General features: G+C 61.3%; 14 protein-coding genes. 4 read left to right on the top strand and 10 right to left on the bottom strand.

Going from position 1 to position 16,129, the window contains the following annotated elements; all coding sequences use genetic code 11:
• Positions 1-31: 31 nt before the first annotated feature.
• The 3 genes from BS630_RS33100 to BS630_RS33090 are packed head-to-tail and all read right to left on the bottom strand — an operon-like array spanning position 32 to position 2,250.
• Positions 32-925: an NAD(P)-dependent oxidoreductase gene (locus BS630_RS33100; protein WP_077980842.1), complete on the bottom strand. Its 894-nt coding sequence runs from the start codon at positions 923-925 to the stop codon at positions 32-34.
• On the bottom strand, positions 915-1,472 hold the full coding sequence (locus tag BS630_RS33095) for a gluconokinase (protein WP_077980841.1): 558 nt from the start codon (positions 1,470-1,472) through the stop codon (positions 915-917). Before BS630_RS33095 ends, BS630_RS33100 begins: the two co-directional genes overlap by 11 nt.
• A gap of 13 nt (positions 1,473-1,485) precedes the next feature.
• Positions 1,486-2,250 (bottom strand): SDR family oxidoreductase, encoded by a 765-nt coding sequence (locus tag BS630_RS33090; RefSeq protein ID WP_077980840.1) that lies wholly within the window; start codon positions 2,248-2,250, stop codon positions 1,486-1,488.
• Between the two features lie 135 nt (positions 2,251-2,385).
• Between BS630_RS33090 and BS630_RS33085 the strand changes: the two genes are divergently transcribed.
• Positions 2,386-3,327, top strand: coding sequence for a 2-hydroxyacid dehydrogenase (locus BS630_RS33085; RefSeq protein ID WP_077980839.1), 942 nt, complete (start codon positions 2,386-2,388; stop codon positions 3,325-3,327).
• Positions 3,328-3,337: 10 nt separating this feature from the next.
• On the top strand, positions 3,338-4,369 hold the full coding sequence (locus BS630_RS33080) for an L-idonate 5-dehydrogenase (RefSeq protein WP_077980838.1): 1,032 nt from the start codon (positions 3,338-3,340) through the stop codon (positions 4,367-4,369).
• A gap of 108 nt (positions 4,370-4,477) precedes the next feature.
• Here BS630_RS33080 and BS630_RS33075 read toward each other — a convergent pair whose 3' ends face one another.
• The gene (locus BS630_RS33075; protein WP_077980837.1) at positions 4,478-5,554 is read right to left on the bottom strand and encodes a LacI family DNA-binding transcriptional regulator; all 1,077 of its coding nucleotides are present in this window, start codon (positions 5,552-5,554) and stop codon (positions 4,478-4,480) included.
• Positions 5,555-5,779: 225 nt separating this feature from the next.
• Here BS630_RS33075 and BS630_RS33070 point away from each other — a divergent pair, with 225 nt between their 5' ends.
• Complete coding sequence (locus BS630_RS33070) at positions 5,780-6,706, top strand: SMP-30/gluconolactonase/LRE family protein (RefSeq protein ID WP_077980836.1); 927 nt, start codon at positions 5,780-5,782, stop codon at positions 6,704-6,706.
• A gap of 63 nt (positions 6,707-6,769) precedes the next feature.
• On the opposite strand, the gene BS630_RS33065 is transcribed toward BS630_RS33070, so the two are convergent.
• Both BS630_RS33065 and BS630_RS33060 read right to left on the bottom strand, forming a co-directional pair.
• Positions 6,770-8,917, bottom strand: a complete 2,148-nt coding sequence (locus tag BS630_RS33065; protein ID WP_077980835.1) for a vWA domain-containing protein — start codon at positions 8,915-8,917, stop codon at positions 6,770-6,772.
• Positions 8,914-9,438, bottom strand: a complete 525-nt coding sequence (locus BS630_RS33060; protein WP_025398296.1) for an RNA polymerase sigma factor — start codon at positions 9,436-9,438, stop codon at positions 8,914-8,916. The genes BS630_RS33065 and BS630_RS33060 overlap by 4 nt, the downstream gene beginning before the upstream one ends.
• 224 nt (positions 9,439-9,662) lie before the next feature.
• Between BS630_RS33060 and BS630_RS33055 the strand changes: the two genes are divergently transcribed.
• Positions 9,663-10,574 (top strand): alpha/beta hydrolase, encoded by a 912-nt coding sequence (locus BS630_RS33055; protein WP_077980834.1) that lies wholly within the window; start codon positions 9,663-9,665, stop codon positions 10,572-10,574.
• A gap of 7 nt (positions 10,575-10,581) precedes the next feature.
• Here the strand turns inward: BS630_RS33055 and BS630_RS33050 are convergent, their stop codons facing one another.
• Genes BS630_RS33050 through BS630_RS33035 form a run of 4 tightly spaced genes read right to left on the bottom strand, consistent with a single transcriptional unit; the run spans position 10,582 to position 16,091 of the window.
• Positions 10,582-12,585 carry a CocE/NonD family hydrolase gene (locus BS630_RS33050; protein WP_077980833.1) on the bottom strand — a complete coding sequence of 668 codons (2,004 nt, stop codon included), beginning with the start codon at positions 12,583-12,585 and terminating at the stop codon, positions 10,582-10,584.
• Positions 12,586-12,635: 50 nt separating this feature from the next.
• Positions 12,636-14,267 (bottom strand): ABC transporter ATP-binding protein, encoded by a 1,632-nt coding sequence (locus BS630_RS33045; RefSeq protein ID WP_077980832.1) that lies wholly within the window; start codon positions 14,265-14,267, stop codon positions 12,636-12,638.
• Positions 14,260-15,087 (bottom strand): ABC transporter permease, encoded by an 828-nt coding sequence (locus BS630_RS33040; protein ID WP_020047866.1) that lies wholly within the window; start codon positions 15,085-15,087, stop codon positions 14,260-14,262. The genes BS630_RS33045 and BS630_RS33040 overlap by 8 nt, the downstream gene beginning before the upstream one ends.
• A complete protein-coding gene (locus BS630_RS33035) occupies positions 15,084-16,091 on the bottom strand; it encodes an ABC transporter permease (protein ID WP_077980831.1) in 1,008 nt (335 codons plus the stop codon). The genes BS630_RS33040 and BS630_RS33035 overlap by 4 nt, the downstream gene beginning before the upstream one ends.
• Positions 16,092-16,129 lie beyond the last annotated feature (38 nt).

The raw sequence follows: 16,129 nt of genomic DNA, 5'->3' as shown, positions 1-16,129 counted from the left end.
GACGATCTCGAATTTCTCGGACAGTTTGACGTCAGTCGGCCTGAAATCCATCGAGAAGGCGCATCATCTCGGCCGAGTCCCTCGGTCCAAGCCCGGCAGTGCAGAGCAGGCGGTGAATTTCGACCACCGAGCCGGTCATCGGCAATGGCGTCTTCGTCTTCAGCGCAAACGCCTGAAGCGAATCCAGATCCTTCAACATATTGTCGATTCTGCCTGTCGGCGAGAAATCCCGAGCGGCGAATTTCGCCATGAATTCCTGCAATATGCGGCTGTCCGCCCTGCCGCCGGCAAGGGCGGCCGGAATGGCGGCCGGATCGACGCCGCCGGCTTCAGCGAGCTTGACCGCCTCCGCGACGGCCTGAAACAGCACGGCGCAAAACAATTGATTGATCAGCTTCGTAGTCTGCCCCGCGCCGGATACACCCATCAGCGTGTAGTTGGCGGCAAGATGCCGCATCACCACGCGTGCCCGTTCGAAATCCTCAGCACTGCCTCCGGCCATAATCGTCAGGCGTCCGCTCAGCGCACCTGGCACGCCGCCGGAAAGCGGGCAATCCACCCATGTCATGCCGGTTTCTCGACGCAGCCGCGTCGCCATGTCGGCCGTGTCGGCCGGGTCGATCGAGGACATATCGATCAGCACCTTGTCGGCATTCGCCGCCGCCGCAACGCCCTTTTCGCCGAAGACGACAGCGCGGACGATGTTTGCGTGATTGAGGCTGAGCACACAAAACGCCGACCGCGAGACCGCTTCCTCCACGGAGCCGGCCGGACGCGCGCCCTTGGCCTGCAAAGCCGCAACTTTTTCGGTATCCAGGTCGAAGACCGATACCTTATGCCCGGTTTCGATCAATCGGGTGACGATCGCCGTTCCCATGATGCCGGCACCGATGACGGCGACATCTGCTCTGTAGTCATCCTGCATGATAATCTCCTCCCTTGACGGCCATGCCGCTCAGTCCCTTGCAAGCCAGTGCCACGATATCATCCAACGCATTATCGATCGCCACTGTCACGACATTAGCTTCACCGGTCGGCGGCTCCAGCGTCTGCAACTGGCTGTCGAGCAAAGTCGCGGGCATGAAATGGCCCTGACGGGCCTGCATCCGCGACAGCAGCAGATCGCGGGATCCCTCCAAAAAAACAAAGGCGAGATGCCCGTCCGCCGCTTGCCTCAACCTGTCCCGATAGCTTCTCGTCAGCGCCGAACAGGAAATCACCAGCCCTTGCGATACTTGTTGCGCGGTCCTTATTTCCTCGCCGATCCGGTCGAGCCAGGGCAGGCGGTCGTCGTCAGCAAGCGGTATGCCCTGCGCCATCTTCTCAACATTTCCGGCAGGATGGAGTTGGTCACCTTCCATAAACGGCACTCCGTTTCGAGCGGCGAGATGCTCTCCAACCGAAGATTTTCCGCAGCCGCTGACCCCCATGACGACGACCGTTAGAGGCGGTGCCTTTCTCCCGAGTTCCATCGCCTCACCTCTATCAGAGGCAGGTCGTGATGCCGCCGTCGACATAAAGCGTGTGCCCGTTAATGAAGGACGAACCGCGGCCGGACAGGAAAACGGCGGCGCCGACCAGTTCCTCGACATCGCCCCAGCGCCCGGCCGGCGTCCGCTTCTCGAGCCAGGACGAGAACTCAGGATTGTCGACGAGCGCCTGGTTGAGCGGCGTCTTGAAATAGCCCGGCGCAATCGCGTTGATCTGCAGGCCGTACTTGGCCCAGTCGGCGCACATGCCGCGGGTCAGATTGCGCACCGCGCCCTTGGTCGCGGTGTAGGGAGCAATGCCGGGGCGCGCCAGTTCGCTTTGCACGGAGGCGATGTTGATGATCTTGCCCTGTCCCCGGGCGATCATGGGTTTGGCCGCTGCCTGGCCGACGTAGAACACGCTCGAAATATTGGTGGTCAGCAGCAGCTCCCACTTGTCCGCCGGGAAATCTTCCAGCGGCGTGCGAAACTGCATGCCGGCATTGTTGATCAGGATGTCGAGCGGCCCGATATCGGCTTCGATTGCGTCGATACCCGCTTTGGCAGCGTCCTTGCTGGTCACGTCGAAGATCGCCGCATGGGCAGACAGGCCTTGGTCCTTGAGGCTCTCGACCGCGCGGTTGACGCTTTCGGGCGTGCGGCCGTTGATGATGACTTCGGCGCCATACTTCGCCAGGCCTTCGGCCAGCGCATAGCCGATCCCCTGGCTCGAGCCGGTGATCAGGGCACGCCGTCCGGTAAGATCGAACAAGTTCTTCATGCAAATAGCTCCTCCGGTTTCGCCGCGGGTGACGGCTTCAACTGCCGCTGACGGTGAAACTCACTTGACATCCCTTTTCCGAATTATATGTTATCGATAACATAATCAACTGTCAAAATGCGGGATGGAAACGGAATGCCTGAGGTAGAAATCTTGATGGCCGGAGCTTATCCGGAATGGGACATGGTAGATCTGGAGGCGACCTACCGCGTCCATCGCCTCTGGGAAGCGGCAGACCGGCAGGAGCTGATTTCCAGGGTCGGCAAGGATATCCGCGCCATAGCCACCCGCGGCGAACTCGGAGCGTCCGCAGAGTTGATGGCGCAATTGCCGAATCTGGAAATCGTCTCCTGTTATGGCGTCGGCACCAACGCAATCGACTTGTCCTATGCCCGCGCCAACGGCATTCGCGTCACGAACACGCCCGATGTGCTGACCGAAGATGTCGCCGATATCGCCCTCGGACTGCTGCTTGCCACGGCGAGGCAGATCCCGCAGGCCGATGTTTTGGTCCGCTCCGGCCAGTGGGGCAGTGTCGCTATGCCGCTGGTGACGCGCGTCTCGGGCAAGAAGGTGGGGATCGCCGGCATGGGGCGGATCGGCAAGGCGATCGCCAAGAGGGCTGCCGCTTTCGGCTGCGACATCTCCTATTTCGCCCGCCATGATCACCAGGATGTTGCCTACACCTACGAGCCCGATCTGGTCGCGCTTGCCGCTTGGGCCGATTTTCTGATCGTCATCGTCCCCGGTGGGGAGGCGACTGTGAAGATCATCAATGCTGAGGTACTTAGAGCGCTCGGTCCGAACGGCATCTTGATCAACGTTTCGCGCGGGACGACCGTCGACGAAGAGGCGCTGATCGCGGCCCTTCAAGACCGCACTATTCAGGCTGCGGGCCTTGATGTCTTCCTGAACGAACCCCGGATCGATGCACGTTTCTTGACGCTTCAAAACGTCGTGTTGCAGCCCCATCACGGCTCTGGCACTGTCGAGACCCGCAAGGCCATGGGCCAACTGGTCAGAGACAATCTCGCTGCGCATTTTGCAGGTCGCGCGCTTCCAACTCCCGTCGTGTGAGGGTCCCGATATGAAAGCCATCGTCATTCATGCTGCCAAGGATCTGAGGATCGAAGAGCGCGAGCCGGAGGTTGCGGGCGCCGGGCAGGTGGAGATTGCCATCGAAGCCGGCGGCATCTGCGGTTCCGACCTGCACTATTACAATCATGGCGGTTTCGGCACCGTTCGCCTGCGCGAACCGATGATCCTCGGCCATGAGATCGCCGGAACGGTCAAGGCGCTCGGCTCCGGCGTCGCCGACCTTGCCGTCGGAGACCGTGTTGCGGTTTCGCCGAGCCGGCCGTGCAACCATTGCCAATATTGCCTGAAGGGACAGCAAAACCACTGCCTGAACATGCGGTTTTACGGCAGCGCCATGCCGATGCCGCATATTCAGGGCGGTTTTCGCCAGCGGCTGGTGGCAGAGCGTTGGCAATGCCACAAGGTCGCGGACGGCATTTCCATCCATGAGGCAGCCTTTGCCGAACCCTTTGCGGTGACGCTGCATGCGGCAAACCGCGCCGGGTCGCTGCTCGGCAAACGGGTGCTGGTCACCGGTTGCGGCCCCATTGGGATGTTGGCGATCGTCGCCGCGCGCGTCCTCGGCGCCCGTGAGATCGTCGCGACCGACGTGACGGACAGTGTCCTGGCCATTGCCCGCACCAACGGCGCCGATCGAACGATCAACGTTGCCACGCATACTGCCGACCTTGCGGCTTACAGCGCTGACAAGGGATACTTCGATGTCATGTTCGAGGCGTCAGGCAATGAGAGGGCCGTGCGCGCCGGCCTGGAGACGCTTAAGCCCCGCGCCGTTCTCGTGCAACTCGGCCTTGGCGGCGATGTTTCCATTCCGCAGAACATGATCGTTGCGAAGGAAATCGAGATGCGCGGGACATTCCGTTTTCACGAGGAATTTGCGCTCGCGGTCGAACTGATCAACGCGCGTCGCGTCGATCTGAAGCCACTGCTGACGGGTGTGTTTGGGATTGAAGAGGCCGTCGCCGCCTTCGAACTGGCGGGTGATCGCAGCAAGTCGATGAAAGTCCAGATCGCCTTTTGATCTCCTGCATAATCCCTTAAATCGGAATTGGCTTAGGGATAAAATTATACAACAATTCAAAATGTTAAAGCGCCGCGCATATGAAAAAGACGCGCGGCGCTGCAGTACTTAAGCGGTCGGCGCGCCGTTGCGATCCGTGCTTTCGCGCAAGACAACCTTGTAGCCTGTTAATGTGATCTCATCGCCGGTCGCCTCGCCGGTATGGAGGGCATCCAGCAGGCGGGCGGCCGCCTGGCGGCCGATGCCATAACAGTCCACGTTGATGGTGGTGATGCGCGGATGACAGATGGACGAGATCTCATAATCGCCGAAACCGGCAATGGCGATGTCCCTTGGAACCTTCATTCCCCGGCGCGTGCATTCCATGATGGCGCCAAAGGCGGAAAGATCGGAGACGCAAAGAACCACTTCCGTGTCCGGCCAGCGCTCCAGCAGGCTGACGATCGCCTGGCCGCCCTGTTCCATGGTGATGGGCGGCACGCCGAAGGAAATCATCCGTCCTGGTCCGAGGCCCAGTTCTTCGACTGTTCTCTGGAAACCGCTTCGCCGCTGGCTGCCGCGCGTATCGCGCGCCGTCGTTCCGCCGATATAGCCGAACTTCCGATATCCCTGACTGGCAAGTGTCCGCACCAGCAGGGCCATCGCCTCGCTGTTGGAAAAACCGACAACCTGATTGATCGGATCCTCCGGAAGCTCCCACGTCTCGACAACAGGAATGTCGGCTTGCGCGAGCATGCGCCGTGCGCGCGGCGTGTGCGAACCACCGGTCAGGATGATGCCTTCCGGGCGGCGGCGCAGCATCGCCTCGATCAGTTCTTCTTCTTTCTCCGTCGAATAGTCGGTATAGCCGAGGAGGAGCTGAAGCCCGGTCTTTTCAAGTGCATCAGTCATGCCCCGCGCAGTGTCGGAAAAATTCGAATTGTTGATCGAGGGCACCAGGGCGGCGATGAAGCCGCTTCGCCTTGACGAAAGACTGCCGGCAGACAGGTCGAGCACATAGCCGAGTGCGTCGACGGCCTCCATGATGCGCTTCCGAGTCTCCTCGGAAACGCTCGCATCCTGGCGAAAGGCACGCGAAACGGTCATGGCGGAAACGCCGACATATTTGGCGACCTCCGCCATCGTCAGCTTTTGAGCATCTCCCGGCTTGAGACGTTTGTCTTTCGGCTCATCCTCGTTTTTCACTGGTCTCCGCTTTCACAAGGCTTCCTGATTGGATAATTCAAGACACGATAAAGTTATCGCTATCATCCTACAATCGATATTATTACAAGAATACACCATTCTAACGTCGAGAAACCACGATTACCTGGGAATTTTCGCAGAGGCTGGCAGATCGGCATCTGTACGAAGTCGTTAAAACGCGGCAAGATGATATCGATAACAATTTTTGTGAAGTGGAGGAGCATCTTGTTCGGGCAAATTGACGGGACGGGGTTTGAGGTTCTCGACCCTCGCTTTGAAAGCTGCTTCGTCGGTCACGCTCGCGTCGAGCGTCTTTGGACGGGCGGGCGCTGGCTGGAGGGGCCGGCCTGGTTTGCCGCCGGGCGGTATCTGGTTTTCTCGGATATCCCCAACGACCGCATGATGCGTTATGACGATACCAGCGGGCACACATCGGTATTCCGCTCGCCCAGCAACAACTCGAATGGCAACACTGTCGACAATCAGGGCCGGCTGATCACCTGCGAGCATCTGACGCGCCGTGTAACGCGCACGGAATTCGACGGCAGGATCACCGTTCTGGCCGATCGAATTGCAGGCAAACGGCTCAATTCCCCAAACGACGTCACCGTCAAGTCCGATGGGACCATCTGGTTCACCGACCCGAGCTACGGCATCCTCCATGACTACGAGGGCGATTATGGCGACGCGGAAATCGGCGGATGCCATGTATACCGGCATGATCCGGCAACAGGCACAACCGATCAGGTGACCTCCGATTTCGTCAAGCCAAATGGACTGGCCTTTTCCCCGGACGAGACGGTGCTCTATGTTGCCGATACCGGGGCAACGCACCTGCCCGGCGGTCCGCGTCATATCAGAAAGCTCGCGGTCTCGAATGAGGGAAGGTTGAGCGATCTCGGCGTTTTCGCAGAATGTGCCTCAGGCCTGTTCGATGGTTTTCGCGTCGATCGGAAGGGCAGGATATGGACGAGCGCCGGCGATGGTGTGCACGCTTACGATCCGGATGGAACGTTGATCGGCAAGATCCATATTCCCGAGCTTGTCTCCAACGTTGCTTTCGGCGGCGAGAAGTTGAACCGCCTCTTCATCACCGCAAGCACGTCTGTCTATGCCGTTTATCTCACCGCCAACGGGTCGCGACTGGGATGATCACTCAGCAGAGGCCGCCCTTTTGGGACGGCCTCTTGTTTGGTCAGTTTTGTGCCTCTTGTCTCATCGTTGACTGAGGCCGTCCGCCAGCCGAACGAGGCCAAGAAAATCCGACCTGTAGCCGAAGGCGTCAGTGCCTCGCGATGCCGCGGCGAGATCGGCAATCGCCTGGTAGGAATAGGTGTCGACGGCCGCGACATGGCTGAGTTTCTGACCAAAGGCAGCGACGGCCACCGAGAAGCGGACATCCTGCGGCGCGGCATCGACGGTGGCGACCGCGTTGCCATCGTTGACAGGCGTGGTGATGAGGGCGCTTTTGTCCTCGCCCGGCCGCTTGTAGCGCATCTTGACGAAGGCAAGCTCGCCTTGATGGGCGCTGTCGGAGGTCTTGGGCGGCACCTGATCGGCGGCGCCATAACGCAGGCCGTCATTCATCACCGCGGGGCTTCCCTTGGGCGTAATCTCGTAAATCGCCGTGACGCTGTGGCCGGAGCCGATATCGCCGGCATCGACGCGGTCATTGTTGAAATCCTCGCGGTTCAGCGCCCTGGTCTCGTAGCCGATCAAGCGGTACTCGGCGATCCGTTCCGGGTTGAACTCGACCTGGAACTTGACGTCGCTGGCGATCGGAAACAGCGTCGATCCGGCCTCTTCGACCAGCGTCTTTTGCGCCTCGGCCAAGGTGTCGATATAGGCAGCGCTGCCGTTGCCGTTCTGCACCAGCGTCTGCATCAGGGAATCGTTGAGATTGCCCCGCCCGAAACCGAGAACAGTGAGGAAGATACCGTCCTTGCGTCTTTCCTCGATGATGCGCTTCAAATCCTCATCGCTCGACGGGCCGACATTGAAGTCGCCATCGGTCGCCAGCATCACCCGGTTGACGCCGTCCTTGACAAAGGCCTGTTTGGCAAGGTCATAGGCCGCCTCGATGCCTTCGGCGCCGCCGGTCGAACCTCCGGGCTCCAGCCTGTCGATCGCCGACAGGATCTTCGATTTCTCCGCCACGCGTGTCGGCTGGAGCACCGTGCCGGCATTGCCGGCATAGGTGACGATCGAGACGGTATCGTCGGGTTTCAGCCTGTTGACCAGCAGCCGGAAGGCGCTCTTCAGCAGCGGCAGCTTGTCCGGCTCGTCCATCGAGCCCGACACGTCGATCAGGAAGATCAGATTGGCGTGCGGCGTGGTCGCCGGCGCGATGTCATAGCCCTTGATCGCCACATGCATCAATTCCGTGTCGTGGTTCCACGGGGTCGGCATGACAGTCACCGTCGCCTTGAACGCCTGGTCGGCATTGTCAGGGCCTGGCCAGTCATAGGGGAAATAATTGATCATCTCCTCGACCCGAACCGATTGCGGATCGGGCATCGCCCCGCCCGTCAATGACCGGCGGACGAAGGCATAGGACGCGCTGTCGACATCGGCGGCGAAGGTCGAGACCGGATCCGTCGCGACGCTCTTGATCGGATTGGCCGCAGCATTGGCAAACCGCTCGCGGTTGGGATCGAGCTGAATTTGCACACGCCCCTCCGCAGGCGGCACAGGCGAGGGAGCAACGGCGGCCATCGGTTCGGCCAACTGCTGCTGGGGAACGATGCCGGGAGCGGCAGGCACGGAGCGTTTGGCCCCTCCGAGTGCAGCGGCAGAACCTTCCGATTTATTCAGGAGAGTGGATATCTCGTCGGCGCTGAAATCAGGGAGCTGCGACGCAGCCGATTTCGCGGCGGCTTGCTGTTCCTTGTCCCGCAAAGCTGGCGCGCTGTCAGCAGCGGGTTGTTCGGCAAGTCCGCTCGTTTCGGGGGGTGCCGGCCGAAGCTGAGGCACAACCGTAATGGGTTTCGCAGACTGGCGCGCCGCTTCGCCGATCGGTTTCGGCGCATTATTCTTCGAAAGGTTGCCGGCGATCTCGGTCTGGTCGGTGATCGGCAATCCGTTGCGGGTCAGTTCGATCGCCATATAACCGGCGGCGGGGATGACGAGCAGTGTCGCAAGGGCTGAACCGGCGAGGAATTTCTTGTTCATGGCAGGGCTCCATATCCAGTTGATGATGGAGCTTTGACGCCAGCCTTCCGCATTTCCTTGGGCAGCCGGCGCATTATTTTCTGCGGTGTCGAAGGCCTGCATCGCGGCAGCAAGCGCACGCGCGCGCGCCTCCGGCGTCGCGGCCGGCGGTGTCAGGCGGGAGAGCTTTTCGAGTTCCTTGTCCACGGTCATACCTCTTCCTTGCCGAGCACGGCCTTCAGCCTCTTGCGCGCCTCATGAACCTGCCAGGACACAGTCGCTTCCGAGCAGCCCATGACATCGGCAGCACCCGAATGGCTGAGACCTTCGCCGTAAACGAGCAGCACGGCGTCGCATTGTCTTTCCGGCAAGGCGCGCACGGCGGCCCATAATTCGCTCGATAGCTCGTCGTCATTTCCATCAGGCGCATCCTGCAGCGGTTCGGCGGCGTAAGCGCGGAATGTCTGCTCCTCTCGTGCAAGCTTGCGTCTATGGTCGCGGGCAGCGTTCAGCGTCAGTGTATAGAGCCATGTCCTGAAGCGGCTGGCGCCGCGAAAGCTGCGGATCGCCGCGCCGAGCTTGACGCAGACCTCCTGGGCGATGTCGTCGGCATCGGTGGAACTGCCCGACCACCGCCACGCCGTTGCATGGACGAATTCATAATGGCGCGAGACCAGTTGCCCGAAGGCCTCCCGGTCGCCGCCCTGCGCTCGTTCTATGAGCTCTGCGTCCAATTCCGCACCTACCCCATGCTATCCAGCAAGATGCTATTTCGAGATTGAGACGTTTCTCGGATGACTTTCCTTGGGTCGGCGATGAAAAAATTATTGCGAATTTTGAAAGCCGCGACATCCATGGGTCGCGGCCAGACAGATCGTCCGCGTCACAGAGGCGCATGATGAGGACAGAGTCGGCCAGGGACATGATCTGTCATGTCCCAAATCGCGAAAGGACCTCCATGTCCGCTCAACCGCCTGTCCCCACCGAAAGGGGCATCCTGCAGTTTCTGGCGATTTGCGATTCCTTCTATCCGCCAGACGCCGTTCAAGCATCGATCGAACAGCAGCGACATTGGTACGACGCTCTCTGCGCGCGTTTCGACCGCCCGCTGCCCCCGGAGATGATCTTTGCGGACGGCATGCTCCAGCGCATACCGATCCGCCGCTACCGTCCACGGAAAATCAGCACACGCACCATTCTGCTCTATCTTCATGGCGGCGGCTTTGTTGTCGGTTCGCTCGAGAGCCATCATGCCATCTGCGCCGAGATCGCCGATTTTGCCGGCGCGGAACTTGTTTCGGTCGATTACCGGCTGGCCCCTGAATATCGCTGGCCGGCCCAGACGGATGACGGCTTTACCGTGTCGAAACATCTGCTTTCCGCCAACAGCAAGGTCGTGCTGATCGGCGACAGCGCCGGGGCCAATCTGGCGGCGGGCCTTGCATTGCGCGCGCGCGACGAGGGCCTGTCCGGAGTCGTCGGCCAAGTTCTGATCTATCCGGCGCTTGGCGGTGACCTTGCCGCAGGCTCTTACATCGAAATGGCCGCGGCGCCGGGCCTGACGACGGCGGATGTCGCCTATTATCGCGAAATCCTGCAGGCGCCGGCAGGCAATGAGATCGCCGAGCCGCTGCAGGCAGCTTCGCTTGCCGGGCTGCCGCCGGCCTTCATCACGGTCGCGCATTTCGATCCGCTCCGGGACGACGGCCGGCACTATGCCGCCCGGCTCACCGCGGAGGGCGTCGAAGTCTGGTTCAGGGAGGAGCCGCAGATGGTGCATGCCTGGCTGCGCGCCCGCCACATGAGCGATGGCGCCCGCGACGGCTTCCGCGCCGTCTGCGAGGCCATAAGGCGTTTTGCAGCGGCTTAGCTACCGATCACATCAGGTCGCGCGCGATCCACTTTTCCGCAAAGACCTTTTCGAAGATCTGCACGTCATCCTCGAAGGCGGTGACGACAGCGCTGATGACCCAATCGGTGCCGGTGCAGGCAATACGCGCGGTCGCGACAGTCCGCACGAACCAGCCGGGGCGGCGCATGTCGCAGGTCCAGGTCGAGGTCCCGGTCATCGACTGGGGATTATCGGGTGAAATCGACCAGACTTCTTCGCGCAATTGCCGGGTCGAGAGGCCTGTCTCAGGGTGTTCGGTGAGCCCGGTATCCTCGTGGATGTGATAGTCCGTTCGGGCGGCTGAGAGATCGCGGGCGACCTGCCGCTTCGTTACGGCGCCCGCATGCTCGATGTATTTCGGCAAGGGATCGGGATTGGCCGGCTCCTTGATGTCGATCCGCCGGTGCTCGCCGAGCATCGGCAGCCCCAGGCCGAGTGCGGCGATATCGATGTCGATGCCGTCGTCATCAGGCGGCGGCAGGATCATCGGCCAATATGCGGTGGACAACGAAAGCCGGACGCGATGGCCCTTGCGGAAGCGATAACCGCAGGCATCGAGCACGAGCCGGATCGGCACCGTCTCGCCCGGTGTCAGCGGCTTGGGATCGGCATTGCCGTCGCGGTGGGTAAGATTGATAACGCCGAAGGCGACACGCGTTGCCGTGCCATCGGGATGGACATCGACGAGCCGGGCGCAGAGATTTCCGCCCGCCGCCCGAGACCGCAGCGCAAGCGTGAGCACCGGCCGGCCGAGATAGTCGTGATCCCTCGCAAGCGGCATCGTATCGAAGACCAGCGAGCCGGCATCGTCCGAGCGTTGATCGATCGCCATTTCCGCATCGGGTTTCAGCGTGAAATATTCACCCGATGCGGTCCCGGTGTCGAGCGGAGAGCGGAGATAGACGGGATGTTCGGGCGCGTGCGGAATCGGCATGCCTTCCGTCAGCTTGCCGAACTGCTCGACATAGAAGCACTGCATCCGCGGCGGCGACCAGACGTCCTTGGCGACCCAGAAACCCGGATCGCTGTCGCGTCGCGGGGCAGGGCGGATGGCATCGAGAATATAGGCGCGGGCCTGCGGCAGCTTGTCGATCCCATTGTCCTCGCCCCGCAGCCATCTGTTCCACCAGGCAATTGCCTCGCCATGAAAATCGGTGCGCGGCTTCGGCCAGGCAAAATGCGGATATTTGTGGACCCAGGGGCCGATCAGCGCCTTCGCCTTGTCACCCAGGCCTTCGACCGCCATTAGCGGCGTATTGCGGTAGCCGTCAGCCCACCCGGCGATCACCAGCGCCGGGATTTGCACGCTCGAAAAATCCTCCGAGATCGATCCGTGACGCCAGAAATCGTCGCGCCGCTGGTGGGCCAGCCACTCCTCCATGAAGAAGGGTTCGCCTGCCAGGCGTTCCAGCCACATTTCCTTCCAGCGTTCGCCGACGAGTGAAGGGTCGGGCGGCCGCGACTGGTAGCCGAGCATCGTCGCCGCCCATGAGAGCTGGGCGGAGAGATGGCAGCCGTTCTTGTAGTGGATGTCGTCATTGTAGCGGTCGACGGTCGAGGCGATCGAGATGACCGCCTTCAGCGCCGGCGGGCGCAATGCTGCGACCTGCAGGCTGTTGAAGCCGCCCCAGGAGATGCCCATCATGCCGACCGCGCCATTCGACCATGGCTGCGCGGCAATCCAGGCGATCAACTCGCAGGCATTGGCAAGCTCGCTTTCGGTATATTCGCCGTCGATGACCCCGTCGGATTCTCCGGATCCGCGGATATCGACACGCACGCCGGCAATGCCTGATGCCGCGAATACCGGATAGGTCGACTCGTCCCGGAGACTGGTTCCGTCCCGCTTGCGATAGGGCAGGAATTCGAAAACGGCGGGAACGGGATCTTCGCTCGCGCCATCCGGCATCCAGATGCGTGCTGCAAGCCGTGTCCCATCCTTCAGTACGATCCATTCATTCTCGATGGTGGTGAAGCCGCGCGAGGTCATGCTCATTCCTTGATGCACATTGCATGAGACGAAGGTTTACCCTCGTCAAGTCAGTTACCGGCGCTCTCCATGCGACGCGTGGCAAGCACCCTTTCCAGCCAGCCGATTTCCATTTCCGGTACGGATTTCAACAGCAGATCGGTGTAATCGTCAAACGGCGGCGACAGCGCCGTCGATTTCGGACCGAACCGCACCAGCTTGCCGCGATGCATCACCGCCACGCTGTCGGCGATTGCCCGGACGATTGCGATGTCGTGGGTGATGAAGACATAGGACAGCTGCTCTTCTTCCTGCAGGCGCAGCAGCAGCTTGAGGATACCTTCCGCTACAAGTGGATCGAGCGCCGAGGTCGGCTCGTCGCAGAGGATGAGCTCGGGCTTGGCAGCAAGTGCTCTCGCGATCGCCACGCGTTGCTTCTGGCCGCCGGATAGTTCGGCAGGGTAACGATCGACGAAGCCCTTGCCCATCTCGATCTGATCGAGCAGCTCCTTCACCCGGGCGGTCTTCTCGGCACCTCTCAGGCCATAATAGAAGGTCAGCGGGCGGCCGATGATGTCGCGCACCGTCTGCCGCGGGTTCATCGCCGTATCCGCCATCTGATAGATCAGCTGGATGCGCCGGAGGTCATCGTTCGGCCGGTTCTTGAGATCAGGCATCAGCGGCTTGCCATCAAAGACGATGCGCCCGCTGCTCGGCGGCAACAGGCCGGTGATGACGCGCGCCAGGGTCGATTTGCCCGAACCGGATTCGCCGACCACCGCGAGCGTCTGCCCCTTCGGCACGTGCAGCGTGACATCGTGCAGCACTTTGAAGCCGTTGGAATATTCGGCACTGATATTTTCCACCTTGAGCAGTGCTGCAGACTGGTCGGCCGCTCCCTCGCGATAAGCCTGCCTGACACTGACGAGGGCGCGGGTATAGTCTTCCCGTGGCGTCTCGATGATCTGCTGGACACTGCCATATTCGACCTGCTTGCCATAACGCAGGACCATGATGTCGTCCGAAATCTGGGCGACGACGGCCAGGTCATGAGTGATGTAGAGAGCGGCGGTGTGCGTTTCCTCGATGGCATGCTTGATCGCCGCCAGCACGTCGATCTGCGTGGTGACGTCGAGCGCCGTCGTCGGCTCGTCGAAGACGATGAGTTCGGGATTGGAGCAGAGCGCCATCGCGGTCATCGCCCGCTGCAGCTGGCCGCCGGAGACCTGGTGGGGAAAGCGCTCGCCGAAGGTTTCGGGATTGGGCAGGCCGAGAACCCCGAACAGATAAAGCGCCCGTTTGCGCGCCTCCTCCTTGCTCATCAAGCCATGCTTGACCGACGCTTCGATCACTTGATCGCCGAGCCTGTGCGCCGGATTGAAGGCGGCCGCCGCCGACTGCGCGACATAGCAGACCCGTGCGCCGCGAATTTTCCGGATGCCGTTCTTGCCAAGCGCCAGGAGATCGGTGCCGTCGAGCCGCACCTCGCCGCCGGTGATTTCGGCGCCGCCCCGGCCATAGGCAAGTGCCGACAGGCCGATCGTCGACTTGCCGGCGCCCGATTCCCCGATCAGGCCGAGGACCTTGCCCTTTTGCAGGTCGAAGGAAACGCCGTCGACGATCGTCACTCGCTTCGGCGGTTCACCCGGCGGATAGCTGGTTGCTTCGATCTTCAGATTGCGAACGGAAAGAAGCTCAGGCATCGCCGCGCCCTCCCTTGAGGCTGGATGTGCGTTTCAGGAGCCAGTCAACGACGAGGTTGACGCAGACGGCAAGTGTCGCAATCGCGGTGCCCGGCACCAGCGCTGCCGAGATACCGAAGATGATGCCGTCCTTGTTGTCCTTGACCATGCCGCCCCAATCGGCCGCGGGCGGCTGAATGCCGAGGCCGAGGAAGGAAAGCGTCGAGAGGAACAGGATCGAGAAGGCGAAGCGCAGGCCGAATTCGGCAAGCAGCGGCGACAGCGTGTTCGGCAGGATTTCGCGGAAGATGATCCAGAGCTTGCCTTCGCCGCGCAGCGTCGCAGCCTCGACGAACTCCATCACCGCGACATCAAGCGCCACGGCACGGCCGAGACGATAGACGCGGGTGGAATCGAGGATCGCCATGACAAGGATCAGCACGACGATGTTTTGCGGCAGCACCGCCAATACCACCAGTGCGAAGATCAGCGTCGGGATCGACATCATCAAATCGTTGAAGCGTGAGAGGACAGTGTCGACCACGCCGCGCGAGACGGCGGCGGTGAAGCTCAGGATGATGCCGAGCGAGAAGGAGATGACGGTGGCGGCGGACGCGACCACCAGCGTCGTGCGTGCGCCGTAGATCAGCCGCGAGAAGATGTCGCGGCCGAGATTGTCGAGACCGAAGATATATTGATCATCCGGCATCTGCCAGACGTCGCCGACGACCTGCGTCTCGCCATAAGGAGCGATCCATGGTGCGAAGATTGCGAAGATGAAGGCGATGACGATACCGGCCATGCCGATCCAGGCGGTGATGGGAATGTCTCTTAATCTCATCGCGGATGCCTCAGCCTGGGATTGGCGATAATCGCGAGAATATCGGCGGTCATGTTCAGGAAGATATAGACGGCCGCGAAGATCAGGCCGCAGGCCTGCACGACAGGCATGTCACGCACGGTGACCGCATCGACCATGTACTGCCCCATGCCGGGATAGACGAAGACCACTTCGACGACGACGACGCCGACCACGAGATAGGCAAGCGTCAATGCGATGACGTTGATGATCGGCGCGAGCGCATTGGGGGCGGCATGCTTGACGATCGAGCGGAAGGCGCCAAGGCCTTTCAGCTCCGCGGTCTCCATATAGGCCGACGACATGACGGAGAGGATTGCAGCCCGCGTCATCCGCATCATATGCGCGAGTACGACAAGCACAAGCGTCGCCGTCGGCAGCGCGATTGCCTTCAACCGCTCGACGAAACCCATGCTGTCATAGACCGTCGCCGGAAAGGTGGCCACGCCGAACTTGACCGCGAAGAACAGGATCAGCAGGTAGCCGACGAAGAATTCCGGCAGCGAGATGGCCGCAAGTGAGATGACGTTGATGATCTTATCCGGCAGGCGGTTGCGGAAATGCACCGACAACATGCCGAGCCCGACGGCGAGCGGTACTGATATCACGGCCGCGAAACCCGCCAGGAAGAGCGAATTGCCAAGGCGCTTGCCAATCTGTTCGCTCACCGAATTCTTGCTGGCCCAGGAGGTGCCGAAGTCACCCTGGACGGCGTTGCCGAGCCATTCGACGTAACGCGTGGTGATCGGGCGGTTCAGCCCGAGGTCCTCTCGAATATTGGCAACCGCCTGCGGTGTTGCCGACTGGCCGAGATAGGTGGTCGCAAAATCGCCGGGCAGGGCTTCCAGGCCGCCGAAGATCACGATGGAAACGGCAAAGAGCAGGACGATGCTGAGCAAGAAGCGCTCAAGGATAAGGGCAAGCAGCGGAAAACGCTGCCGAAACCCGAGGCCGGGCAAGATATTGCTTGGGGCAGGATTGGTCATGGCGAGGACCTCGCGCTAAAACGTCGGGAGGACCGCGG

The sequence above is a fragment of the Rhizobium laguerreae genome, from assembly GCF_002008165.1.
In the GTDB taxonomy this organism is placed as follows: Bacteria; Pseudomonadota; Alphaproteobacteria; order Rhizobiales; family Rhizobiaceae; genus Rhizobium; species Rhizobium laguerreae.
This window is presented reverse-complemented; position numbering and strand designations above follow the sequence as displayed.

Bases quoted from the DNA above. Each gene is read 5' to 3' on its own strand.
- BS630_RS33100 (WP_077980842.1), bottom strand. From the start codon at position 925: ATGCAGGATGACTACAGAGCAGATGTCGCCGTCATCGGTGCCGGCATC.
- BS630_RS33095 (WP_077980841.1), bottom strand. From the start codon at position 1,472: ATGGAACTCGGGAGAAAGGCACCGCCTCTAACGGTCGTCGTCATGGGG.
- BS630_RS33090 (WP_077980840.1), bottom strand. From the start codon at position 2,250: ATGAAGAACTTGTTCGATCTTACCGGACGGCGTGCCCTGATCACCGGC.
- BS630_RS33085 (WP_077980839.1), top strand. From the start codon at position 2,386: ATGCCTGAGGTAGAAATCTTGATGGCCGGAGCTTATCCGGAATGGGAC.
- BS630_RS33080 (WP_077980838.1), top strand. From the start codon at position 3,338: ATGAAAGCCATCGTCATTCATGCTGCCAAGGATCTGAGGATCGAAGAG.
- BS630_RS33065 (WP_077980835.1), bottom strand. From the start codon at position 8,917: ATGACCGTGGACAAGGAACTCGAAAAGCTCTCCCGCCTGACACCGCCG.
- BS630_RS33055 (WP_077980834.1), top strand. From the start codon at position 9,663: ATGTCCGCTCAACCGCCTGTCCCCACCGAAAGGGGCATCCTGCAGTTT.
- BS630_RS33050 (WP_077980833.1), bottom strand. From the start codon at position 12,585: ATGACCTCGCGCGGCTTCACCACCATCGAGAATGAATGGATCGTACTG.
- BS630_RS33045 (WP_077980832.1), bottom strand. From the start codon at position 14,267: ATGCCTGAGCTTCTTTCCGTTCGCAATCTGAAGATCGAAGCAACCAGC.
- BS630_RS33040 (WP_020047866.1), bottom strand. From the start codon at position 15,087: ATGAGATTAAGAGACATTCCCATCACCGCCTGGATCGGCATGGCCGGT.
- BS630_RS33035 (WP_077980831.1), bottom strand. From the start codon at position 16,091: ATGACCAATCCTGCCCCAAGCAATATCTTGCCCGGCCTCGGGTTTCGG.